The organism is Psychromonas sp. L1A2, from assembly GCF_009828855.1.
Taxonomy (GTDB): Bacteria; Pseudomonadota; Gammaproteobacteria; order Enterobacterales; family Psychromonadaceae; genus Psychromonas.
In genome coordinates this window covers 1,169,210-1,190,381 of the sequence record NZ_WUAG01000001.1, presented here as the reverse complement: position 1 = coordinate 1,190,381, position 21,172 = coordinate 1,169,210, and the positions used below count along the sequence as shown (strand labels likewise).

Sequence of the window (21,172 nt, the reverse complement as noted above, 5' to 3'; positions counted from 1 at the left end):
ATTTTAACCAGCAAGAATGATCACTTTATTAATTCTTTTGGTATTAGTATCATAAGTGCATGACTAATACCTATAACAATACAGCTATAAAAAAACCTACCGAAGTAGGTTTTAACAAAATGAACAAAGCAACTTTGAAAACAATAAGTTAACTTATCGGCTTAGAAACTAACTGATGCTAACTTTTCAAAGTAATCAGGGAATGTTTTAGACGTACATTTTGGATCGTTGATGGTCACAGGCGTACCGCTTAACGCAACCAATGAGAAACACATCGCAATACGGTGATCATCATAAGTATCTATTTCAGCATGTTTGATTTGAGCAGGTGCCGTCACTTCAATAAAGTCATGGCCTTCTACTACTTCAGCGCCGACTTTACGTAGCTCTGTCGCCATTGCATATAAACGGTCCGTTTCTTTCACACGCCAATTATATACATTAGTGATTTTCGTAGTACCTTCAGCAAACAAAGCCGCTACTGCAATCGTCATCGCCGCATCAGGAATATGATTCATATCCATATCAATGGCTTTAAGCTCGCCCTTGCTGGCTTTAATGTAATCATCGCCCCATTCAATATTAGCGCCCATTGCTTCTAATGCGTCAGCAAATTGAATATCGCCTTGCACTGATTTTTTACCAATACCTGTTACTTTAATACTGCCGCCGCCAATCGCCGCTGCCGCTAAAAAGTAAGAAGCCGATGAAGCGTCGCCTTCTACTAAGTAGTTGCCTGGCGCTTGATAAGTTTGTCCGCCTTTAATCACAAAGCTTTGGTACTCACCACCAACATTATCTACTTCAACACCAAAATCTTGCATAATTTGCAACGTAATTTTGATGTAAGGTTTTGATACTAATTCACCAATAATGTTAATCGTTGTATCTTCAGACGCCATTGGTGCAGACATTAAAAATGCCGTTAAGAATTGGCTTGAAACACTACCATCAATGGTAATAGTACCGCCCTTTAAGCCAGTCCCTTTGATTTTTAATGGTGGATAATTTTCATTTTTTAAGTAAGTCACGTCAGCGCCAGCTTGCTTTAGAGAATCTACTAAAGAACCGATTGGACGCTCAAACATACGCGGCTCGCCCGTTAACGTATATTCACCTTGGCCTAAACATAATGCCGCACATAATGGACGCATCGCCGTACCCGCATTACCTAAAAACAACTCAATATCACCCAACTCTTGGGTATTGAATGCACGGCCTAAGCCTTCAACAACACACTGTTTTTTATCTGCAGACAATTGGTAGTTAACACCCAATTTAGTTAATGCATTCAACATATGACGAATATCGTCACTGTCTAATAAGTTGGTTAATGTCGTGGTACCTGATGCTAATGCTGCTAGCAATAAGGCACGATTTGACAGGCTTTTTGATCCCGGTAAATTAATTTCGCCATCGACTTTTTTAATCGGGTTTAATAATAACTGTTCCATTATTTTCGTTTCTCTTATTGCAAATTTAAAACGTGAGTTAGTGCTTGTTTGAAGCGTTGATTTTCCGCTTCAGTACCAATACTGATACGCAAATGATTCGGTAAACCATATCCTGTGATCGGACGTACAATAACGCCTTCTAGTAATAATTGTTGGTACACCTCGTCACCCGTTTTCTTATCAGAAGCATTGCCAACATTCACAGTAATAAAGTTACCCATTGATGGGATATACTCTAAATTATTCACATCAAAAAAGGCGCTTAAATCTTTCATGCCTGCGTTATTTAACGCCACACTATCAGCTAAGTATTGATCATCTTGTAAAATCGTTTCAGCGGCTTTTAAGGCTAATGCATTGCAGTTAAAAGGCTGACGAACACGATTTAAAATATCAGCGATATCAGGATGTGAAATACTATAACCCACACGTAACCCCGCTAAACCATAAGCTTTCGAGAAAGTACGTGAAACGATTAAGTTAGGGAACTCAGCAATCCAAGCAATCGCATTACCACGACGTTCGCTAGCAGCATATTCAAAGTAAGCTTCATCCAATACAACCAAAACAGTCGCCGGTACTTTTGCTAAAAAGTCCTTCAACTCAGCTTGTTCTAAAAAAGTACCCGTTGGGTTATTAGGATTAGCAATAAAAATAAGCTTAGTGTTGTCAGTGATTGCCGCTGTCATCGCCACCAAATCATGACCATAATCTTTTGCTTTAACCACCACTGCTTGTGCACCAATGGCTTGTGTCACCAACGGGTAAACAACGAACGCATGTTCAGCAAACATCACTTCATTCGTTGGTTCAACAAAAGCGCGCGCAATCAACTCTAATAAATCATTAGAACCATTACCTAAAGTCACTTGGTTAATATCAACCGCGTATTTCTTTGCTAATGCTTGTTTTAGATAAAAACCATTCGCATCAGGGTAACGAGTTAATTCCGTTAACTCTTGTTGTAATGCTGATTTTACTGATTCACTTAACCCTAATGGGTTTTCATTAGACGCGAGTTTTACAATATCCGTAATGCCTAATTCACGCTCTAGTTCGTCAGTTGGTTTACCAGCTTGGTATGGGCGTAGTTTTTGTACGCCTGTATTCGCCAAACTTAAAAAATCATTACTCATTCTAGTTCCTTACAATGAATCACTATTCTTTAGAGGTGCCTTTATAAAAAGGTAATATAAAAGCACTTTTTACACCCTGCTTTAATCAGCAGTGTTATGCATATTTCTTTTCAAAAACAGCCATAAAGTCTACTAACGCTTGTACACCTTCAATAGGCATAGCGTTGTAAATACTCGCACGCATACCGCCTACTAACTTGTGACCTTTTAAGGTCAACAAACCAGCCGCTTTAGATTCACTTAAAAAGGTTTCGTTTAAGCTATCATCAGCCAATGTAAATGGAATATTCATACGGCTACGGACACTTGCATCAACATTATTTGAATAGAATGGAGAGCTATCGATAGCGTTATAAAGCAACTCAGCTTTTGCAATATTGTTCTTTTCAACCACTGCAATACCACCCTGTGCTAATAACCATTTAAACACTAAACCTGCTAAGTACCATGAGTACGTTGGCGGTGTGTTGTACATCGAATCAAAGTCCGTTTGTACTTGGTAATCAAAAATAGACGGGATAGTTTGACGAGCATGACCAATTAAGTCATCACGAACAATCACAATCGATAAACCCGATGGACCGATATTTTTCTGTGCACCAGCATAGATAACGCCAAATTTTGAAACATCGATTGGACGAGACAAAATAGTTGAACTCATATCAGCCACTAATGGCACCACACCTGTTTCAGGCACATCAAAGATTTCAATCCCTTCAATAGTTTCATTCGGGCAATAATGAACATAAGCAGAACCTGCATTTACATTCCAATCATCAGAAGATTTAACACCAATTTTGCCGTCTTCAGTGGTTCGCATAATATTGGTTTCATGAATACGTGCATGCTTTTTAGCTTCAACTACCGCAGATTTAGACCACTGGCCCGTTAAAATGTAATCAGCATCTAGCTTGTCGCCTAATAAGTTAAATGGCACCGCAGCAAATTGACCACGTCCACCACCATGACAAAACAATACTTTATAATTATCAGGGATCGCCATCAATTCACGCAAATCAAGCTCGGCTTGTTTTGCCATTGCAACATACTCAGGGCTTCGGTGACTGACTTCCATCACAGAAACGCCTGAACCTTGCCAGTTACAAAATTCACTTTGGGCCTGTTGCATTACAGCTTCAGGTAACATCGCAGGACCGGCACAAAAGTTATATATTTTTGTCATTGCTAACTCTCTTAAAAAAGTTGACTCTTTTAAAACAAAATAAGCGGCTATTGCCGCTTATTAAACTGTAATTAACCGTTATTCAGGTGCGTCAGTTGGCTGTTCATCCACATTATCTACTGCGTCTGATTCGCTTTCTTGCACTTCACCTTCAACTGCCTCTAATACTTCAGCAGTTTTTGGCACTAATTCACCATTTTCATCATAAACAAGCACATCTTTGATTTCTTCAATGCGTTGTAATGCAACGATTTTTTCATCTTCAGCAGTACGTATTAAAGTAACACCTTGTGTATTACGACCGACCACAGACACCTCTGAAACACGTGTACGCACTAATGTACCACGGTTAGAGATCAACATGATTTCATCGTTATCATCAACCTGAACCGCACCAACCACTTTACCGTTACGCTCACTCACTTTGATTGAGATAACACCTTGTGTCGCACGACTCTTAGATGAGTAATCATCAAGTGGTGTACGTTTACCGTAACCATTTTCAGTCGTTGTTAATATATGACCCGTTGCATTAGGTACGATTAATGAAACAACTTTACCGCCTTCGTTTAATTTAATACCACGAACACCCGTTGCTGTACGACCCATTGGGCGAACACCTTTGAATTTAATCTCAGGGTTACCGTTTTCATCTAATACAACATTACCTTCTTCATCGGTTACTTGGCTTTCTTCCGCTTCTTTAAAGCGAACTACTTTACCAGCATCCGAGAACAACATGATTTCGTTTGTGCCATCCGTTAATGCTACACCGATTAGCTCATTATCATCATTTAGGTTAATCGCAATCAAACCACTTGAACGTGGACGACTGTAAGCACTTAATGCGGTTTTCTTAACCGTACCATTTGCGGTTGCCATAAACACATACTTATCATCTTCGTATTCACGTACCGGCAAGATTGCAGTAATACGTTCGCCCTCTTCAAGCGGCAAGATATTCACAATCGGACGACCACGCGCTTGACGAGATGCTAATGGTAGTTGGAATGTTTTTAGCCAGTACAGACGACCACGTGTAGAGAAACATAAAATCGTATCATGCGTACTTGCTACTAACAGTTTCTCAATGAAGTCTTCATCTTTCATCTTAGTCGCTGCTTTACCTTTACCACCACGACGCTGTGCTTCGTAATCTGATAACGGTTGGTACTTAACGTAACCTTCGTGAGAAAGTGTTACAACCACATCTTCTTCAACGATTAAATCTTCCATACATAAATCAGATTCACTTTCAGTGATTTCAGTACGACGTTCATCATCAAAGTTATCACGCACTTCTTCTAATTCTTCTTCAATCACTTCCATCAAACGCGCAGGACTTTCAAGAATGAATAATAGAGCAGCAATGATTTCTAATAGCTCTTTGTACTCACCTAAAATTTTCTCGTGCTCAAGGCCCGTTAACTTGTGTAGACGTAAATCTAGAATCGCTTGTGCTTGAATTTCAGTCATGAAGTATTGATTATCACGAATACCAAATTCAATCGCTAACCCATCAGGACGAGCAGCATCAACACCACTTGCTTCTAACATAGAAGCAACAGCACCTAAATCCCAACCACGAGACTGTAGCGCTAATTTTGCTTCAGCTGGTGTTGGAGAGTTACGAATCATTTCAATGATAGCTTCAATGTTAACCAATGAAATCGCTAACCCTTCAAGGATATGTGCACGGTCACGTGCTTTACGTAATTCAAATACCGTACGACGTGTCACCACTTCACGACGATGTAGAATAAACGCTTCTAACATCTCTTTCAGATTGAATAATTTTGGTTGGCCATGGTCAAGTGCAACCGCATTAATACCAAATGTGACTTGCATTTGCGTTTGCGCGTAAAGGTTGTTTAAAACCACTTCACCCACTTCGCCACGTTTAACTTCAACCACCATACGCATACCGTCTTTATCTGACTCGTCACGTAGTGCGCTGATACCTTCAATTTTTTTATCTTTAACAAATTCCGCGATTTTTTCAATCAAACGAGCTTTGTTAACTTGGTACGGTAGCTCATGAACCACGATCGTTTCGCGACCGGTTTTTTCATTAACTTCAATGTCCGCTTTAGCGCGTACTTTAATTTTACCGCGACCCGTATGGTAAGCTTCAATAATACCTTTACGGCCATTGATGATACCCGCCGTTGGGAAATCTGGACCAGGGATGTGCTCAATCAACTCATTGATCGTAATATCTTCATCTTTAATTAGCGCTAAACAAGCACTGATCACTTCACCCAAGTTATGCGGTGGAATATTCGTTGCCATACCAACCGCAATACCTGATGAACCATTAATTAATAAGTTAGGGATTTTAGTCGGTAACACTTCAGGAATGAACTCAGTACCATCATAGTTAGGTACGTAATCAACCGTTTCTTTTTCTAAGTCAGCTAATAACTCATGTGCTAACTTCTGCATACGGATTTCCGTATAACGCATCGCTGCCGCACTATCGCCATCAACAGAACCGAAGTTACCTTGACCATCAACCAACATGTAACGTAGAGAGAAGTCTTGCGCCATACGAACAATCGTATCGTATACCGCAGTGTCACCATGTGGATGGTATTTACCGATTACATCACCAACAACACGTGCTGATTTCTTGTAAGGTTTGTTCCAATCATTACGTAAAACATTCATCGCAAATAAAACACGACGGTGAACTGGTTTTAGACCATCACGTACATCGGGTAATGCACGTCCTACGATCACGCTCATTGCATATTCAAGATAAGAATTCTTTAATTCATCTTCGATATTAATTGGGGAAACGTCAGAAGCAAATTCGCTCATAGAAACTTAAATCCTTAAATTAGTGGAAACAGACTGAATTTAGTAAGGGGTCGATAGTAGCACAAATGCACCTTGGCAGAAGCGTTTTAATGAGCAAAATCGTCTGAGAATCGTTTTATGGGACAATATGAGGCATTTATTAACTAACCGCTCACTTTTTATACAGGAAGATAGATATTTTAAAGCCCCTTAAAATCGCAAAATTAATCCCCCATCATTATTATTATCACGTTATAATCGCTGTTCTCAATTTGGTCAGGTAATCAATAGCGTAATAAGATCGCTACAACGACTGTTTTTTCTACAAATCACCATATAAAAACCGTAACTAAATAGGATGACAATAGCGTGGCTGAACAAAATCCATCACAGAATAACAAACCACAAGCAACTTTATTAAAAGACAATGTGCTAGAAGCGAATGTAGATCAGCAAGAAATTGAAAAGTTTTCTGCGATGGCAGAGCAATGGTGGGATCTAGAAGGCGACTTCAAACCACTACACCTATTGAACCCAACTCGCCTAGATTATATAGAACAAGGCGTAGACGGACTCTTCGCAAAGAAAGTGGTTGATGTCGGTTGTGGTGGCGGTATTTTAGCGGAAAGCATGGCCATTAAAGGCGCAGAAGTGACGGGCATTGATATGGCACATGCCTCATTACAAATCGCCCGCTTACACGCATTAGAAACACAAACCAAAGTCGATTACCAAAAAACCACTGCGGAACAATTTGCCCAAACTAATCCACAGGCGTTCGATGTTGTAACTTGCATGGAAATGCTAGAGCACGTGCCCGACCCGGCATCCGTCATTCAAGCTTGTTGTGATTTGGTGAAACCCGGTGGCACCGTTTATTTCTCAACCATCAATAAAACATGGAAAGCGTACCTGATGATGATTTTAGGCGCAGAGCATGTGTTACGTTGGGTACCAAAAGGCACACATGAATATGAGAAGTTTATTCGCCCTTCTCAGTTGTTGAATGCGATTGATGCAACGCAGTTACAGTGTGATGATTTGTGTGGTGTGGAATATAGTCCGTTTACTAGTGATTTTAAGATCACCAAGAATGTGGATGTGAATTATATGTTGAAGTGTACTAAAGCGGTTTAGTTTTTCGTTGTTTATTGTGTGTTGATTTTCGGGGGCAGGGTGAATTAGCCGACAGGCTAGTGTTATGAACGGAAGAGCTCTGCGATTCCTTTTTTCAGCCTGCATGTTTTTACTTTGTGTTGTGTTTTGTTATTTCTCGTCTGCGCTCGTCGGGTCAGCTTTATACTTGTTCGCAGTGGTTTCGCCCTGTCGGCGAGTTCATTTTCTTTATACGAACAAAGAAAACAGAACCAAAAGAAAGTCGCCCTATAACGTTTTTTTAATCTGAATAAATAACTGCCTTCTTTACGCACCGCTCAGACTCGACATCCATGTCTCGAACTGAGCTAGCAACGGCATCCCTGCCTTACCTTACTAAAGGCAGTGATTAATTCAGAAAAACTTGACGGGGAGTTGTTGCTCGTCTGCGCTCGTCGAGGCTGTTTGATATTTATTCGCTTTTGATTTCGCCCTTTCGGCGACTTTACTTTCTATAGACCCTTAGAGAACCTATGTCTACAAAGAATTCAAAGAGACTGGCACTGAATCGCTTTCTGATCCAAATAATACCTATGTTTTTAAATAAGCTTTTATAACGGCACCGGTTCTTGCTGGCCATCCATGGCCAGAACGAGCCAAACCCAAACATCCTGTTTGGGTTTGCTAAAAGTAATGTATGATTTGGGAAAGCTCAACGGTGGGGAGTTGTAGCCGCGTTGAGTGTGGTTTATTACTAAGACGCGATTCAAGAACCGAAACGTAGTTTCGCAGTCTGAATAAGCAAGATTCTTTATACGAACAAAGAAAACCTATACCTGTAATATGGAAAAGAAAGTCGCCCCATAACGTTTTTTAATCTACTCTTTTAGAAATAAAGTAATAACTGCCTTCTTTACGCACCGCTCAGACTCGACATCCATGTTTCGAACTGAGCTAGCAACGGCAGAGGGCACGCAGAGCTTAGCCCGCTCATAACAGTATGCTGTCGCATAATTCGCTCCATGCCTTAGCTTGCTAAAGGCAGTGATTGATTCAGAAAAACTTAACGGGGAAGTTATCGTAACAGCAGCATTGAACAAGGCCTTGTTACAGCTAAATCAAGAGTTGTTAGTTCAGTTTGTTAACTTAGTATTTGGCTTACGGATTATGGGGTTTCGGGGCGCTGGCTTCAGCCTGCTTGTTTTTACTTTCTGTTTTGTTATTTCTCGTCTGCGCTCGTCAGAACATTAACGTTTTAATTTACATTTATTTCGCCCTGTCCGCGAATTTATTTTCTCTAGACCCGTAGAGAACCTATGCCTACAAAGAGTTCAAAGAGACTGGCACTGAGTCGCTTTCTGATCCAACCAATTAACGTATTTTAAACGTACCATTTCGGACGTGCATCCATGCACTAGCCTCAACTACACCAAACATCCCGTTTGGTGTTACTAAAATGCGTTAATTATTTGGGAAAGCTTGACGGTGGAGAATTGTAGCTATGTGAGTATTAATTCCACCTAGCGAATTAATATTTAATCGCCATTATGATAATCAATATCATATTTTTGTTGGACGCAAGCAAACTGAATTGTTTTTATCACTCTTTCATTTGCTACTTTATATGCAGCAACTAATATCAATGCCACGAGAGTAATAAGGATTGCTAGAATAAACGATAAAAAATGTTCCATTATCGCAGTTTTGTTTGTAATTCCACCTTCAACATTTAGTAACACTCTTATCCCTAAATTAAAGAAAAGCATATATATTGCCCAAGACACACCAATGCCCCATTGATACAACTTAATTCGACTCTTAATACTTTCAAATAACAAGTTGAAGTTTTGCTCTAAAAGTTCTACTTCTTTTGATGTGTATATATCTTCCTCATTAATAAATCCTACAGTATCTATAATATGTTTTGAATTAACTCCCCCACTAATAAAAGTTGTAGGAACTGCAAATAAAATCAAAATCAAAGTTACAACGAAGCAAATGTAAATCATAAACGGTTTTACTGTTTCGATTAAGTCTATGGAACTAAAAAAAAATCCACTAACCGCTAATAGTGAGACTAATGTAAAGACAAAAAAAGGAATATGTTTAAATAAATCTTCAAAGCCCATAAACATATACTTAAATGGTAAAACTACATTCCTAGTAAACTTACTCCAAAATTTATACCGAGTTGATTGACTTAATAACAAAGCTTCAGTTTTTTCAATAATATTTTGAGCTGCATTAAACATATTTAACACTTATGATATAAGAATAAACTCAAATAATATCATTAAATATATATTTCTATGATTAAAAAACAATAAAAATTAAATTAATATTTTTAGGAAATATCAATATTTGTTTAAATAAATTAATTCAACATTTTAGGATAAGTCTCAAATGAAATTTATTGTAGTACCTAGCAATCAAAGAACTCCAAATGAAGCAATAAATACTGCTTATTTACATATTGATAATTGGAATGATTATTCATTTGTAACAATGTTTTATTTAACTCTTTTCGATGAGTTAGGAAAAAAACATGATTTAGGTAACATAAAAATTGGTTTTAAAGGACAAACTACTGAGATAAGTACTCATTCAAAATTAGAAAGAGCTTTCATTAAACTACCAGATAGTTTTTTTTCTTTAAGCTCAAGTGCTGGCTATTACAAAACGATTTATACCGCACTATCTAAAGAGTGCAGCGACTCTTTATTGAGTGGACTGAAAGATGTAGTTTACTTTCCTGAGTTAGTAGATTTAATTAAAAATGAAAGTGTTTTTGGGACTTCATTGATGAGGACTACTAGCTTAAGCACTATTACAGGACAATTTACCAGAATACTAAAAGGTCTTGCAGAATTAACTAAGTTTGATTTCTCATTTAAAAGACCAGTTAGTGAGAAATTTTCAGAGTTAGAATTAAGTTTTAAAGTTTCCCCTAATTCAATACCAAGAAGTAATATTCACGCAATTATTGGTCGGAACGGTATAGGGAAAACCACTCTTTTAAATAATATGATTTCAAGTGTTATAGGGAGGCAGCAAGGAGAACAAAACACATTTGGTATATTTACGGATAACGATAATATTTTTGTTGGTTCCAAAGAAATAGGCCCTTCTTATTTTAGCAGTATTGTTTCAGTTTCATTTAGTGTATTTGACCCATTTACACCTCCTGAAGAACGTTCTGACCCATCTAAAGGTACATGTTATTATTATTTAGGTTTAAAGAAAGCACACCAAAAAAAAGAAGATGTAACTCTTAAAGATATTGAGCAATTAAGAGCTGAATGTGTTACTAGTTTAAAGTCATGTTTCATTCAAAAAGATAAAAAAGAGCAATGGCTCAATGCTATTAAAACGCTTGAGTCCGACGTTAATTTTGCAGATATGGCTTTATCTGAACTTGTTCTCTATGAGGAGGATAATTTCAAAAAAGCAGCTATTTTTCTACTGAGTAAAATGAGCTCTGGACATGCTATAGTTTTACTTACAATAACAAAGCTAGTTGATAAAGTTGAAGAAAAAACTCTTGTTTTAATTGATGAACCAGAGAGTCACTTGCATCCACCATTATTATCTGCATTTATTCGAGCCTTAAGTAATTTACTTTTAAGTCGAAATGGAGTGGCAATTGTTGCTACTCACTCACCTGTTGTTCTTCAAGAAATACCAAAAAGTTGCGCATGGAAGGTTACTCGTTACGGTAAAGAATCTACTATCGTAAGGCCAGCAATTGAAACGTTTGGAGAAAACGTAGGAGTACTAACAAGAGAAGTTTTTGGGCTTGAAGTAGAGAAGTCGAGTTTTATAGATACTTTGAAACAATCTGTAAAAAATGGTGGAGATTTCGATGATATTTTTGAAAGTTATAGTTATCAAATTGGGTATGAAGGGCAAGTTTTATTAAGGACTTTAATTGCATCTAGAGATAAAAAAATTGGTGCTATTAATGAATAAATTAAACCCACCTGATTTATTGGTTAGAGATACTTACCTTAGTTGCTTGTCTGATATCAAAGGTAGCAATATTATATATAAAAATAAGATGTCAAAAATCCTTCCTCAAATTGTTTCTCAAAGTAGATTATATGCACTAAGAGCAGTCGTGCCTGAGTTACACCTTTTTTCATGTGCTAGGCATGGACACGGTAGTGATAACATTGTAGATGATATCACTAAAGATAATTTAATAAATTTATATGGTGGGTATTTTTCAAAGTCAGGAACTTCTTCGAGGAGCATTTATGATATTTTAAGAGCATCTTCTAATAGCGTTTGTCCGTTTTGTAGCTTTGGAAATGTAACTACTTTAGATCATTACCTTCCTAAGGCGCGTTATCCTTTATTTTCAGTTGTTCCTGATAATTTAGTCCCTGCATGTGCGGAATGTAATAAGGGTAAAGGTAGCTCTATTTTAACTACAATAGAAGAGCAACCTTTGCATCCATATTTTTCTGAGGCTAAATTTTATAATGATATTTGGATTACTGCTTATATTGAGCATACATGCCCACCTTCTGTTGTATATATAGTCGAACCTCCAACTAATTGGGATAAACCATCAAAACAAAGAGTAATAAATCATTTTAAAGATTTTAATTTAGGGGAGCGTTTTTCAATTCAAGCTGGATTAAATATTCAATCTGCGGTTACAACCGTTGAAACTCTTTTACCTATTATAGGTTCCGAGGGCATTAAAGATCATTTTAAAAAAATTGCTGATAATGAACCCCCTAATTCTATTTTAGGCACGTTTAATAGAGCATTAGCTAGAGATAATTGGTTTTGTGCTGGAGAGGCTAGTGAATAACGGGAAGCAAGAAAGTGTAAAGTGCTGGACATATATGGTCACTCTTTGTAAATCAAGATTAGATTGATTTTTATTTGCTGCTGACTAATAAGTTGTGGACACCCACTCATTGCGTTAAGAAATATCAATTAGTTACGATAAAACATTACTCAATGCGGTTACAACAAGCCCCTCCGTCTCGTTTTTCTGAAACAAGAAATACCTTTAGCAAGGTTAGGTAGCGAATTATACGCCAGTATTGTGTCCTGAGCAGACGTGCTAGCTCAGCTCGCCACAGGGATGTGGCGTATGAGCGGTGCTTAAAGAAGGCAGTTATTACTATATTTCCAAAAGAGTAGATTAAAAAAACGAATCGGAGGTCAGTCTTTTTTGTGTGTTGTGGGTAAAAAGTTTCTTCTGACAAAAAAAGTAGAGTCGCCGACAGGGCGAAAACACTGTAAATAATATTCAAACTGACCGGACGAGCAAAGACGAACCAGAACCCGAAATAAACAATATAGCCATTACAAAGTGCTGGACACCCAATCATGAAGTAAGCAATATCAAATAGTTACAATAAAATATTACTCAACGTGGCTACGTCCATTCCCCCCGTTGAGTTTTTCTGAATCAATGATTGCCTTTAGCAAGGTTAGGCATGGATGCCGTTGCTAGCTCATTTCGAGACATGGATGTCGAGTATGAGCGGTGCGTTAAGAAGGCTATCATTTATTCAGATTAAAAAACGAATTGGGGCGAGTTTCTTTTGGTTCTGTTTTCTTTGTTCGTATAAAGAAAATGAACTCGCCGACAGGGCGAAACCAAAGTTAATAAGTATCGAAATGCTTCGATGAGCGCAGACGAGCCAATACTAAAACCGAATTGGTAATAATAAGTTGTGGACACCCACTCATTGCGTTAAAACGAAAAACGCGGACATCCATTAATTTAAACAACCAAAAACAAAGCCATTTTCATTAGTCAAAAATAAAAGTAATAACGAAAATAGTTTATTTAATCGTAAGATATATAAATTTGAGGGTGTTTGTGGCAAATAATGACTTTTTCAAATATGAAAAACTTTAGCGGTAGCTAATAGAGGATTTTATTATGTTGTGAATAGAAAAATGTACAGGTTAATGCAGTCGTAATTGATTCTTACTCGCTATCCAGCGTTTACCAGTGTTACTTGCATAAGTCGCTAATGCTTCTAACGACCCCACTGCCCCGTGATAATCTTTACCAAAACTACTGGCTAGTGATAACCAAGTATCATCATCTAAACCAAGCATTGATAATAGCCTAGGTCGTTGATTTGAAATAGCACCACGTTTATCTTCCCTTATTATTCGCCCGCTCCAATCAACTAACTCAATATAATCTAATAATGAAAATGGGATACCTGGAATGTTGTTTTCATTATTATGTTGACTATCATCACCCACAAAGCCAAATAAGGGTTTTTTAGTAAAAGTGTATTTTAGTGGCTTTTCTTGCTGTTGGGCAACACCAACTTTTTTGCAAGGTAACAGGCGTTCGTAAGCAGATGTATATTCTGACGTTTCTACACTGACAGTCATTTTTGCTCGCACTGGATTCAAATCAACATAAGCCATGCAAGTTAATAACGCATCTTCGTCTAATAATGCTTGAGATTTAAACCGACCTTCCCAAAAGCGTCCTGAGCACTCATCTTCTTTATTGGCTTTACGCGCAATGAATTCATTTAAACAGCGCATAAACCATGAAATATCCACTAATCTTCCTCTCCATCCTTCGATAATAGCTAATGCGGCTTTGTTTTCAGCCTCAGAGACTATTTGCTCTGATTGCCAACGCTCAACGAGTATAGGTTTTGAATAAAGCTGACACCATCGTTCACAAACCTCTTCATGACTTAAGCTTTCGTTAAGCGCTTCGTCGATATGTAATACAAGGTGATAATGGTTAGACATGATAGCGTAGGCACAAATGTCGATATTAAACAAAGAGGCTAGGTAATGCATACGCTCAACAACCCATTGTCGTCTATGTTCAAATGATTTTTCCGTGTATTTATCTTCTCCACACAAATAAGCTCGACGAACACAGCGAGAAATACAATGATAATAAGGGGTATCAGATAACGATACTTGGGATTGGCGAGATTGAGTCATAACGAACTACCTCCTAGATGCAGAAATAAGCATTTCTAAAAGATAGTCTAAGCATTACAATTATTCAAATAGATGGGTGTCCGCAATTTCCTCCGTCCGCAATTTCCGCGCAATTTTTGTTATTTAGCGGTTCTTTGCTTTAGCTGCGGTTTACTTGTGACTCTATGTAATATAATACCTATAAGTACTTACTACAGGAATAAACCAATGAACAACGACAAACAAACTATTAACAGTGAAAATATTATTAAACTAGCCAATGCACAGTTACCAGAGCATGAAGATTTTATCGAAGGTATTAAAGTAGAAAGAGTGTCAGAACAACACGGCGTCATCACCTTTAAAGGTGAGTCATTTTTAGATGCAGAGGGTCTGCCAACCGCAAAGAGTATGGTTGCGTTCAACCTATACAAATGGCTCTGCCACCACTTTTCAAATAAATACACATTAGTTGATTGAAAGCGTGAACACCTAACTACCTACTTTTATTACCCCAAAAAAGAATAGGGAAAATACAATGGTAGACTCCAAATATTTTCATTATTTTAAATTAAGGTTCTTTCTTTTAATAATAGAGATGTTTTTTGATCGTTTAAGTTAATGATTGATGATATGTACGCTCTCTAATATGGCGTCGATAGCCAAACTACTGAATATAAGTAGTTAACTTAGGAGCGTTAATATATTTCCTGTATTTTATTTTGTGAACAGTTCTTCAACAGATAGTGCCAATGCGATGAGTTCTTCATCCTTTTTTGCTAGGCCTTCGAATTCAATACCAACAGGTAATCCTGATACGGTCGGACAAGGAATCGAAATACCAGGAACACCCAGATTTGAACCAAAATCTGTATTACGAATAAATGTTGGAAAGGTTGGAACTTGTTTTCCATTTATAGAGATAGTTTCATCATCTCCTATGTTGGAAGCAGTCGTTGGAGTAGTCGGAAATACTAAGGCGGATAAACCATTTTGTTTGAACAGGTCAGCATACAAAGTCTGCATAGCAGGACGATGGATATCCATTGCAGCACGATAGATAGCTTCTGGAATGGCATCGCTGCCTAGTTGGCTGGTTATGATGCCAGCCACATCTGGCGACCCGATTTTAGAAACAAGTTCTTCAAAAGAAATTCCTGGTGCATATTGCTTTAAGTATTCAGGTAGTTCTCGCATAACTTCATAGAGTGCAACAGGGAAGCCAACGGCTTCATTGTGTTGAAAAACGTCAGCAAGGCTTATTTCAACAAGCTTCACTCCAGCACGCTCAAATTCCCTCAGTGCTGACTGCACTGCTATTTCAACAGCGGGATCTAGGTTATCAAACAAGACTTCTTTAGGCACACCTAAAATAACGTCTCTGAGATCTTTCTTTTTTGTAATGTGAGTGCGACTTGATAAAACACTGTCTATAAGAATGATGTCTTCAACATGACGTGCCAATGGCCCGACCGTGTCACGAGTAGGGCTCAATGGCACGACACCATCTCCAGAATATCGTCCAATAGTAGGACGAAAGCCGACAATGCCACATAAAGCAGCAGGAAGGCGTACCGATGCTCCGGTATCCGTTCCTAGACCAACTGGAAATATCCCTGCCGCTACGGCAGCAGCTGAGCCACCAGATGACCCACCCGGAATTTTACTAGGATCGTGTGGATTACGAACTGCACCTGTAACCGCATTATTGCTAGTGATACCAAAGGCAAGTTCGTGCATACCCGATTTTCCGCCGACATAAGCTCCAGCTTCTAGCAAAGCGGTTACCACTCCAGCATCTTTTTTAGGTGTATTGTTGAGAAGTGCAGTTGTACCAGCGGTCGTCGGAAAAGCTTTGGTATTGATGTTGTCTTTTAGAACGATAGGCACGCCACAGAGAGGTCCGTTTCTACCTTTCGCTCTTGTTTCATCAGCCTTTTCTGCGCTTTGGATTAGAAGGTTTGCATCAAAATGAGATACCGCATTGAGGTGAGTGTTCTTTTCCTCATGGAGGATAGTTTCTTTAGCATATTCTACTGCTGAGATTTCTTTTTTTTCAAGCTGACGGATCAATTCCGCCGCACCCATCATTGTTTTTAATATCATTGGATACCCCTATAAGTTGTCTAGATAAATTATCAGCTAGGGGTAATGGAGGATATCATCATTAATGATGATATTTCACGAAAGTCTTAATTTCTCTGAGCGATTGAGTGCTAGCTATTTTACCGATATGACTTTGATATAAACCCTGAATGGTCTGTAAGGAATTGAGCTATCTGGGTTCGTCTACATAGGCCTGTTTTCTTAAAAATCGCGGTGATATGAGAGCGTAACGTAGGTTTTGAGATAAGTAGTTTTGAACAGACCTCGTCGTCTGATGAGCCAATGGCAAGTAAATCTGCTATTTCGTTTTCACGAGGTGTTAAATGGAATTTTTCGCCTATAACTGCAAAACGTAGGATTGGACTTTCATTGTTAGGCTGACGTGCTCGAATAAGAGCATTGACAAAACTAGGGCCAATAGCGTTTACAATTTCAGCATCTCTTTTGGAAAAGTCTTCCTTATTTTCAGCGCGCCAAACTCTCACATCTCCGATATTTGAACTACGGTCATAAGCAAAAAAGTTCATACCATAACAAAGTCCGTCTTGCTTAAGAAAGTCATTGTAAAATTCTGTTTTCACTAAACGATCATGGCTCATAATTTCGCTGACAGGCGTTGCTTTTTTACGACGCTGGAGTGAAGGCGTAATGGGATCTTTAAACTGATAATAGTCATCGTAACGGGCTATATTCTCATCCGCCATATTGATTGTAATTCCAGCTACAAATTTATTAGTATCGTCATCCCAAACATACGAAGCGAAATGATCTGCATTCAACAATTTTAGTAAACTTTGTCCGACACGTTGGCGAATTTCAAAGTGATCAAAGTCTCCACTCAAGTCTCTCATAATAGAAAAAATGAGATTTGACTCTTTATCTTTCAGATACATTTCCTCTCCGTTTAAGACTATTTAAAAATACTTAGAACCTGATAATAAGTGCATAATTTATGCACTAGTTACTGACTTGAAATTAAATTTTCCTGCAATATATTTAGTTCTTTAATTAAACAATAGTTATCACTGTGACATACAAATTATCAAGAATAAACTCTCAATTAGATTTTATGTCTTCGCATATACCTACTATATTTCAAATAGAATGAATAAAATGAATCTAGATATTCATTAAATTAACGCCACCAAAATAAACCTATTTTGGCTAGTAAATAAGTCATCAGGGTTACCCATTAGAAAAGCCCGGCCAATAGACGAGATAAAGTTCTTTACTCTTTTTAATAAAACAACCCTGCTCCATCAGTTTGCTGTACAAATATGGTCCTAAAATTTACTATTGTTGATGTTACAAATACACATCAGTCACACATCTCAACTAATGCTTATGAATGCTGACGTTAAACGGTAACCTTCGTCTTTAGCTTCAGTAATTACTACCTCAATGAGGCACAAGTGCGCTCGCTTATCACAGTTCTTAGAGATTAATGATAAATCACTCCAACCCTTTATCGAAGAAGATCTGGTCTCAGATATTGCTTTTTTCCTTTAGCAAGCTAAGGCTCGGATGTCGTTGCTAGCTCAGTTCACCACATGGACATGGCGTATGAGTGGTGCTTTAAGAAGATAGTTATTTATTCAGATTAAAAATGGATTGGAGGTGAGTTCTCTGCCAGCATAGTTTCACCAGCGGTTTAAACTCTGCATACCCTGACGTCATGAACAAACTAAGCTCTGCGCTCCTTTTGCTGTTACTAATTGAATTCGTTACCGCTATCTTTATGTTTTTAATAAAGAAACCAATAAAAAGCTAATCACATAAACAGTGATTAGCTTTTTATTAAATATCGTCTACAAATGTTATTTGATGTAACCACCGACTGCTTGAATAGGAGTGAGACTATTCTCGTTACTTACCCATGCGCTAATCGCCTGTGCTTGTTCTTTATGTGCCCCTTTAGATAAATTCAACGTCGCTACCCATTGATTATTTTCAAATGTCATCGGAATTTTTTGCCAATCTAACGCCACAAATTCATGGTGTAGTTGCTTATTACTGTTTTCACCACGTTTCACATCACTCTTTAGCCCCATCCCTAATGGTGCAACGGATAAAATCAATGGCTTATTTTTATCTGCAATAAATTCTTTGTCAGGCGAGAAAACTGCTTTAACTTCGTGCTGAGAATCTGATGCTTGATAATCTATTTTTAAATTGCCAATTGAGTTTTTTGCAAAGGAATCTACGCCACTTTCTATAGAGCGCCCTCTAAAGAAACCCTTCCATTCATTACCCGAAATAATGAAGTTTGGTGTGTAAGCGCCTCTACGACCACTTTCTGATAACAAGTTATATTGCCTAGTGGTATATTCTGGAGTAGCAAAGGGATCTTTCCACCCTAATCGATCCCAATAATCGACATGAAAAGCGACAGGAACAAATTTTTTAAATAATTGTGGACTATCTAACAACTGACTCAATTTTTCATCGGCAGGTGGGCAAGAATGGCAACCTTCAGAACTAAAAAGTTCAACTAACGCAACAGAATCAACTCCACTATTAAACGTTTCGGCTAATACTTGTTGTTGACCGAACATAGCAATGGTTAACAAACCAGATGTAATTAATTTTTTCATAATGACCTCTTTCATAACGAGAAGATTTAACTTATTTTTCACTTCATTTTTCTATTGAAATGCCTAAATAGACTTAAAAGATGCAGTCAGATCTTTATTTTAAATTTCCCAGTTAACAAAAACTAAACTCAACCGAAATATGTAAAATAAATGCAATTCAATCGATATTTAGTTGATTGAACATGATCGTGTTTGATTAAAATCTTTGATGTCACGTTTAATAGACCAAGCAGGAAGGAGTTTGATTTCATTAAAAATAAAAAATGACTAATTTAACGACAATGTTGATGTGATAAACCACTTAAAGTTAACGATAAAAACTGACTCAATATGGCTACAATTTAGCCCCCTAACTTTCCCAATCAATTAATTTATTTTGTAATTCAAAGCTGAACATCTACAAAATAATACGAATAAAATCAATTAATTACAAAAACACTTATTCAACCTGGCTACATTCACTCTCCTTGATTGAGTTTTTCTAAATCAATGGCGACTTCTAGTAAGTTTAAGCGTGGATTTAAGACTATTAAGATAGGAATCCGTTTATATAAATATCACAAATCACTTATTTTACCTCTTATTTATCAATCGCCTATATATTTATTTTGAGAGATTCACATCACAATAAATATTATTGTAATGCAAATAAAAATGGCTTTAAGGTTATTCTTATACTTTAGCTTAATCTACAGCATGCATTTACTTAGGAAGTTTCTATGAAGCGTATACCACCTCTACAATATTTGTTTACCAGTATCAGCGTATCATTACTTTTATCTGGCTGTACGCTTCCCCCTCCAGCTAGTGGTGTATTGCCTGCTGATATTACCGACTTGAGTTATTGGAAAATAACGCTTCCGTTAGAAGGCAATAGCGGCAAAGCGAGAGAAGTTGATGTCGGTAGTATTAATGCTTTTTACGATCCTAATTTTTTCTATGCGAATGCTGATCATGGTGTTGTTTTTGCGGCGCCAAACAAAGCTGCAACCACAGGTGGCTCAACTAATACACGTAGTGAGTTTAGACAAATGATGAGTGGTGACTATGGAGGCGATCCCAAGTCTAAACGTAATAATTTTGCACTTTCCGCTAACCCTAATGCAAAAAAATTTGCTGATATAGGCGGTAAATTAGAAGCGACATTAAAAGTGGATGCTGTTTCTGTGCATGCAGGTTACCCAAATAAGCCACCAGCCTACTCAGTTGTTGTTGGGCAAATACATGCAGGGAAAGATGACAACCTGTTATATAACACCGATGACGCGTTTGGTTGGGGTAACGAGCCGATTAAAATTTATTATAAAAAATGGCCTAACCATACCAAAGGCTCTGTTTTTTGGACCTACGAAAAAAACCTTCCTAAAAGAGATCCAAACCGTACTGATGTCGCCTACCCTGTGTGGGGAAACTCATGGGAAAACCCTGCAGAACCAGGTGACCAAGGTATCGCGTTAGGAGAAGAGTTTAGCTATATCATTAACGTTCACGACAATACTATGTACTTAACCTTCACAACCAAAAATCAACCTGAAGTTAAGTATGAAATTGATTTATCAAATAATATTAATGCTTACGGCAAAGCAGACGCATTGGATAACCCTAATGGTTATCAAAAAGATTGGTTTTATTTTAAAGCAGGTGCCTATAACCAATGTAGCAGCAAAGATGCACCGGGAATATGGTACACAAATTGTCCTGGTACAGGTGATTGGTCGATTGATAAAGCAAATGGAGATTATGTACAAGCGACTTTCTCTAAAATCGAGCTCAGCCGTTCTGAGGCGCCGAATAAGTAAGTTATTAAGTTATTTAAACAACTAACCTATTAACCTATTAACCTATTAACCTATTAACCTATTAACC

14 protein-coding genes are annotated in these 21,172 nt (G+C 37.7%); 5 read left to right on the top strand and 9 right to left on the bottom strand.

Going from position 1 to position 21,172, the window contains the following annotated elements:
• Positions 1–161 precede the first annotated feature (161 nt).
• The 4 genes from aroA to gyrA all read right to left on the bottom strand — a co-directional run bounded on the left by aroA (position 162) and on the right by gyrA (position 6,596).
• Positions 162–1,454: a 3-phosphoshikimate 1-carboxyvinyltransferase gene (aroA, locus tag GQR59_RS05230; protein WP_160060995.1), complete on the bottom strand. Its 1,293-nt coding sequence runs from the start codon at positions 1,452–1,454 to the stop codon at positions 162–164.
• A 14-nt stretch (positions 1,455–1,468) separates the two neighbouring features.
• Positions 1,469–2,590, bottom strand: coding sequence for a histidinol-phosphate transaminase (gene hisC / locus GQR59_RS05225; protein ID WP_160060994.1), 1,122 nt, complete (start codon positions 2,588–2,590; stop codon positions 1,469–1,471).
• Between the two features lie 94 nt (positions 2,591–2,684).
• On the bottom strand, positions 2,685–3,773 hold the full coding sequence (gene serC / locus GQR59_RS05220; protein ID WP_160060993.1) for a 3-phosphoserine/phosphohydroxythreonine transaminase: 1,089 nt from the start codon (positions 3,771–3,773) through the stop codon (positions 2,685–2,687).
• A gap of 78 nt (positions 3,774–3,851) precedes the next feature.
• Positions 3,852–6,596 carry a DNA topoisomerase (ATP-hydrolyzing) subunit A gene (gene gyrA / locus GQR59_RS05215; protein WP_160060992.1) on the bottom strand — a complete coding sequence of 915 codons (2,745 nt, stop codon included), beginning with the start codon at positions 6,594–6,596 and terminating at the stop codon, positions 3,852–3,854.
• A 408-nt stretch (positions 6,597–7,004) separates the two neighbouring features.
• On the opposite strand from gyrA, the gene ubiG reads away from it, so the two are divergent.
• Positions 7,005–7,712 carry a bifunctional 2-polyprenyl-6-hydroxyphenol methylase/3-demethylubiquinol 3-O-methyltransferase UbiG gene (gene ubiG, locus GQR59_RS05210; RefSeq protein WP_201288069.1) on the top strand — a complete coding sequence of 236 codons (708 nt, stop codon included), beginning with the start codon at positions 7,005–7,007 and terminating at the stop codon, positions 7,710–7,712.
• 1,493 nt (positions 7,713–9,205) lie between these two features.
• On the opposite strand, the gene GQR59_RS05200 is transcribed toward ubiG, so the two are convergent.
• Positions 9,206–9,922 carry a hypothetical protein gene (locus GQR59_RS05200; RefSeq protein WP_025562441.1) on the bottom strand — a complete coding sequence of 239 codons (717 nt, stop codon included), beginning with the start codon at positions 9,920–9,922 and terminating at the stop codon, positions 9,206–9,208.
• A 151-nt stretch (positions 9,923–10,073) separates the two neighbouring features.
• On the opposite strand from GQR59_RS05200, the gene GQR59_RS05195 reads away from it, so the two are divergent.
• Positions 10,074–11,639 carry an AAA family ATPase gene (locus GQR59_RS05195; RefSeq protein ID WP_160060991.1) on the top strand — a complete coding sequence of 522 codons (1,566 nt, stop codon included), beginning with the start codon at positions 10,074–10,076 and terminating at the stop codon, positions 11,637–11,639.
• The gene (locus tag GQR59_RS05190) at positions 11,632–12,492 is read left to right on the top strand and encodes an HNH endonuclease (protein WP_160060990.1); all 861 of its coding nucleotides are present in this window, start codon (positions 11,632–11,634) and stop codon (positions 12,490–12,492) included. The genes GQR59_RS05195 and GQR59_RS05190 overlap by 8 nt, the downstream gene beginning before the upstream one ends.
• A 1,115-nt stretch (positions 12,493–13,607) precedes the next feature.
• Here GQR59_RS05190 and GQR59_RS05185 read toward each other — a convergent pair.
• Positions 13,608–14,627 carry a transposase gene (locus GQR59_RS05185; protein WP_160060989.1) on the bottom strand — a complete coding sequence of 340 codons (1,020 nt, stop codon included), beginning with the start codon at positions 14,625–14,627 and terminating at the stop codon, positions 13,608–13,610.
• A 207-nt stretch (positions 14,628–14,834) separates the two neighbouring features.
• Here GQR59_RS05185 and GQR59_RS05180 point away from each other — a divergent pair, with 207 nt between their 5' ends.
• The gene (locus GQR59_RS05180) at positions 14,835–15,086 is read left to right on the top strand and encodes a DUF2498 family protein (protein ID WP_160060988.1); all 252 of its coding nucleotides are present in this window, start codon (positions 14,835–14,837) and stop codon (positions 15,084–15,086) included.
• Between the two features lie 237 nt (positions 15,087–15,323).
• On the opposite strand, the gene iaaH is transcribed toward GQR59_RS05180, so the two are convergent.
• From iaaH to GQR59_RS05165, 3 genes are all read right to left on the bottom strand, one after another.
• A complete protein-coding gene (iaaH, locus tag GQR59_RS05175) occupies positions 15,324–16,694 on the bottom strand; it encodes an indoleacetamide hydrolase (RefSeq protein WP_236546726.1) in 1,371 nt (456 codons plus the stop codon).
• Between the two features lie 137 nt (positions 16,695–16,831).
• Entirely contained in the window at positions 16,832–17,605 is a 774-nt protein-coding gene (locus GQR59_RS05170) for a response regulator transcription factor (RefSeq protein WP_160060986.1), read from the bottom strand.
• Positions 17,606–18,529: 924 nt separating this feature from the next.
• Positions 18,530–19,306 (bottom strand): DUF1223 domain-containing protein, encoded by a 777-nt coding sequence (locus tag GQR59_RS05165; RefSeq protein WP_160060985.1) that lies wholly within the window; start codon positions 19,304–19,306, stop codon positions 18,530–18,532.
• A gap of 719 nt (positions 19,307–20,025) precedes the next feature.
• Here GQR59_RS05165 and GQR59_RS05160 point away from each other — a divergent pair.
• Positions 20,026–21,105 (top strand): polysaccharide lyase family 7 protein, encoded by a 1,080-nt coding sequence (locus GQR59_RS05160; protein WP_160060984.1) that lies wholly within the window; start codon positions 20,026–20,028, stop codon positions 21,103–21,105.
• The last annotated feature ends 67 nt before the right edge of the window (positions 21,106–21,172 follow it).

Excerpts from the sequence above, each read along its gene's own strand:
- serC (WP_160060993.1), bottom strand. The coding sequence starts at position 3,773 with ATGACAAAAATATATAACTTTTGTGCCGGTCCTGCGATGTTACCTGAA.
- GQR59_RS05170 (WP_160060986.1), bottom strand. The coding sequence starts at position 17,605 with ATGTATCTGAAAGATAAAGAGTCAAATCTCATTTTTTCTATTATGAGA.
- iaaH (WP_236546726.1), bottom strand. The coding sequence starts at position 16,694 with ATGGGTGCGGCGGAATTGATCCGTCAGCTTGAAAAAAAAGAAATCTCA.
- GQR59_RS05180 (WP_160060988.1), top strand. The coding sequence starts at position 14,835 with ATGAACAACGACAAACAAACTATTAACAGTGAAAATATTATTAAACTA.
- GQR59_RS05165 (WP_160060985.1), bottom strand. The coding sequence starts at position 19,306 with ATGAAAAAATTAATTACATCTGGTTTGTTAACCATTGCTATGTTCGGT.
- hisC (WP_160060994.1), bottom strand. The coding sequence starts at position 2,590 with ATGAGTAATGATTTTTTAAGTTTGGCGAATACAGGCGTACAAAAACTA.
- aroA (WP_160060995.1), bottom strand. The coding sequence starts at position 1,454 with ATGGAACAGTTATTATTAAACCCGATTAAAAAAGTCGATGGCGAAATT.
- GQR59_RS05200 (WP_025562441.1), bottom strand. The coding sequence starts at position 9,922 with ATGTTTAATGCAGCTCAAAATATTATTGAAAAAACTGAAGCTTTGTTA.
- GQR59_RS05190 (WP_160060990.1), top strand. The coding sequence starts at position 11,632 with ATGAATAAATTAAACCCACCTGATTTATTGGTTAGAGATACTTACCTT.
- gyrA (WP_160060992.1), bottom strand. The coding sequence starts at position 6,596 with ATGAGCGAATTTGCTTCTGACGTTTCCCCAATTAATATCGAAGATGAA.
- GQR59_RS05185 (WP_160060989.1), bottom strand. The coding sequence starts at position 14,627 with ATGACTCAATCTCGCCAATCCCAAGTATCGTTATCTGATACCCCTTAT.
- GQR59_RS05160 (WP_160060984.1), top strand. The coding sequence starts at position 20,026 with ATGAAGCGTATACCACCTCTACAATATTTGTTTACCAGTATCAGCGTA.
- GQR59_RS05195 (WP_160060991.1), top strand. The coding sequence starts at position 10,074 with ATGAAATTTATTGTAGTACCTAGCAATCAAAGAACTCCAAATGAAGCA.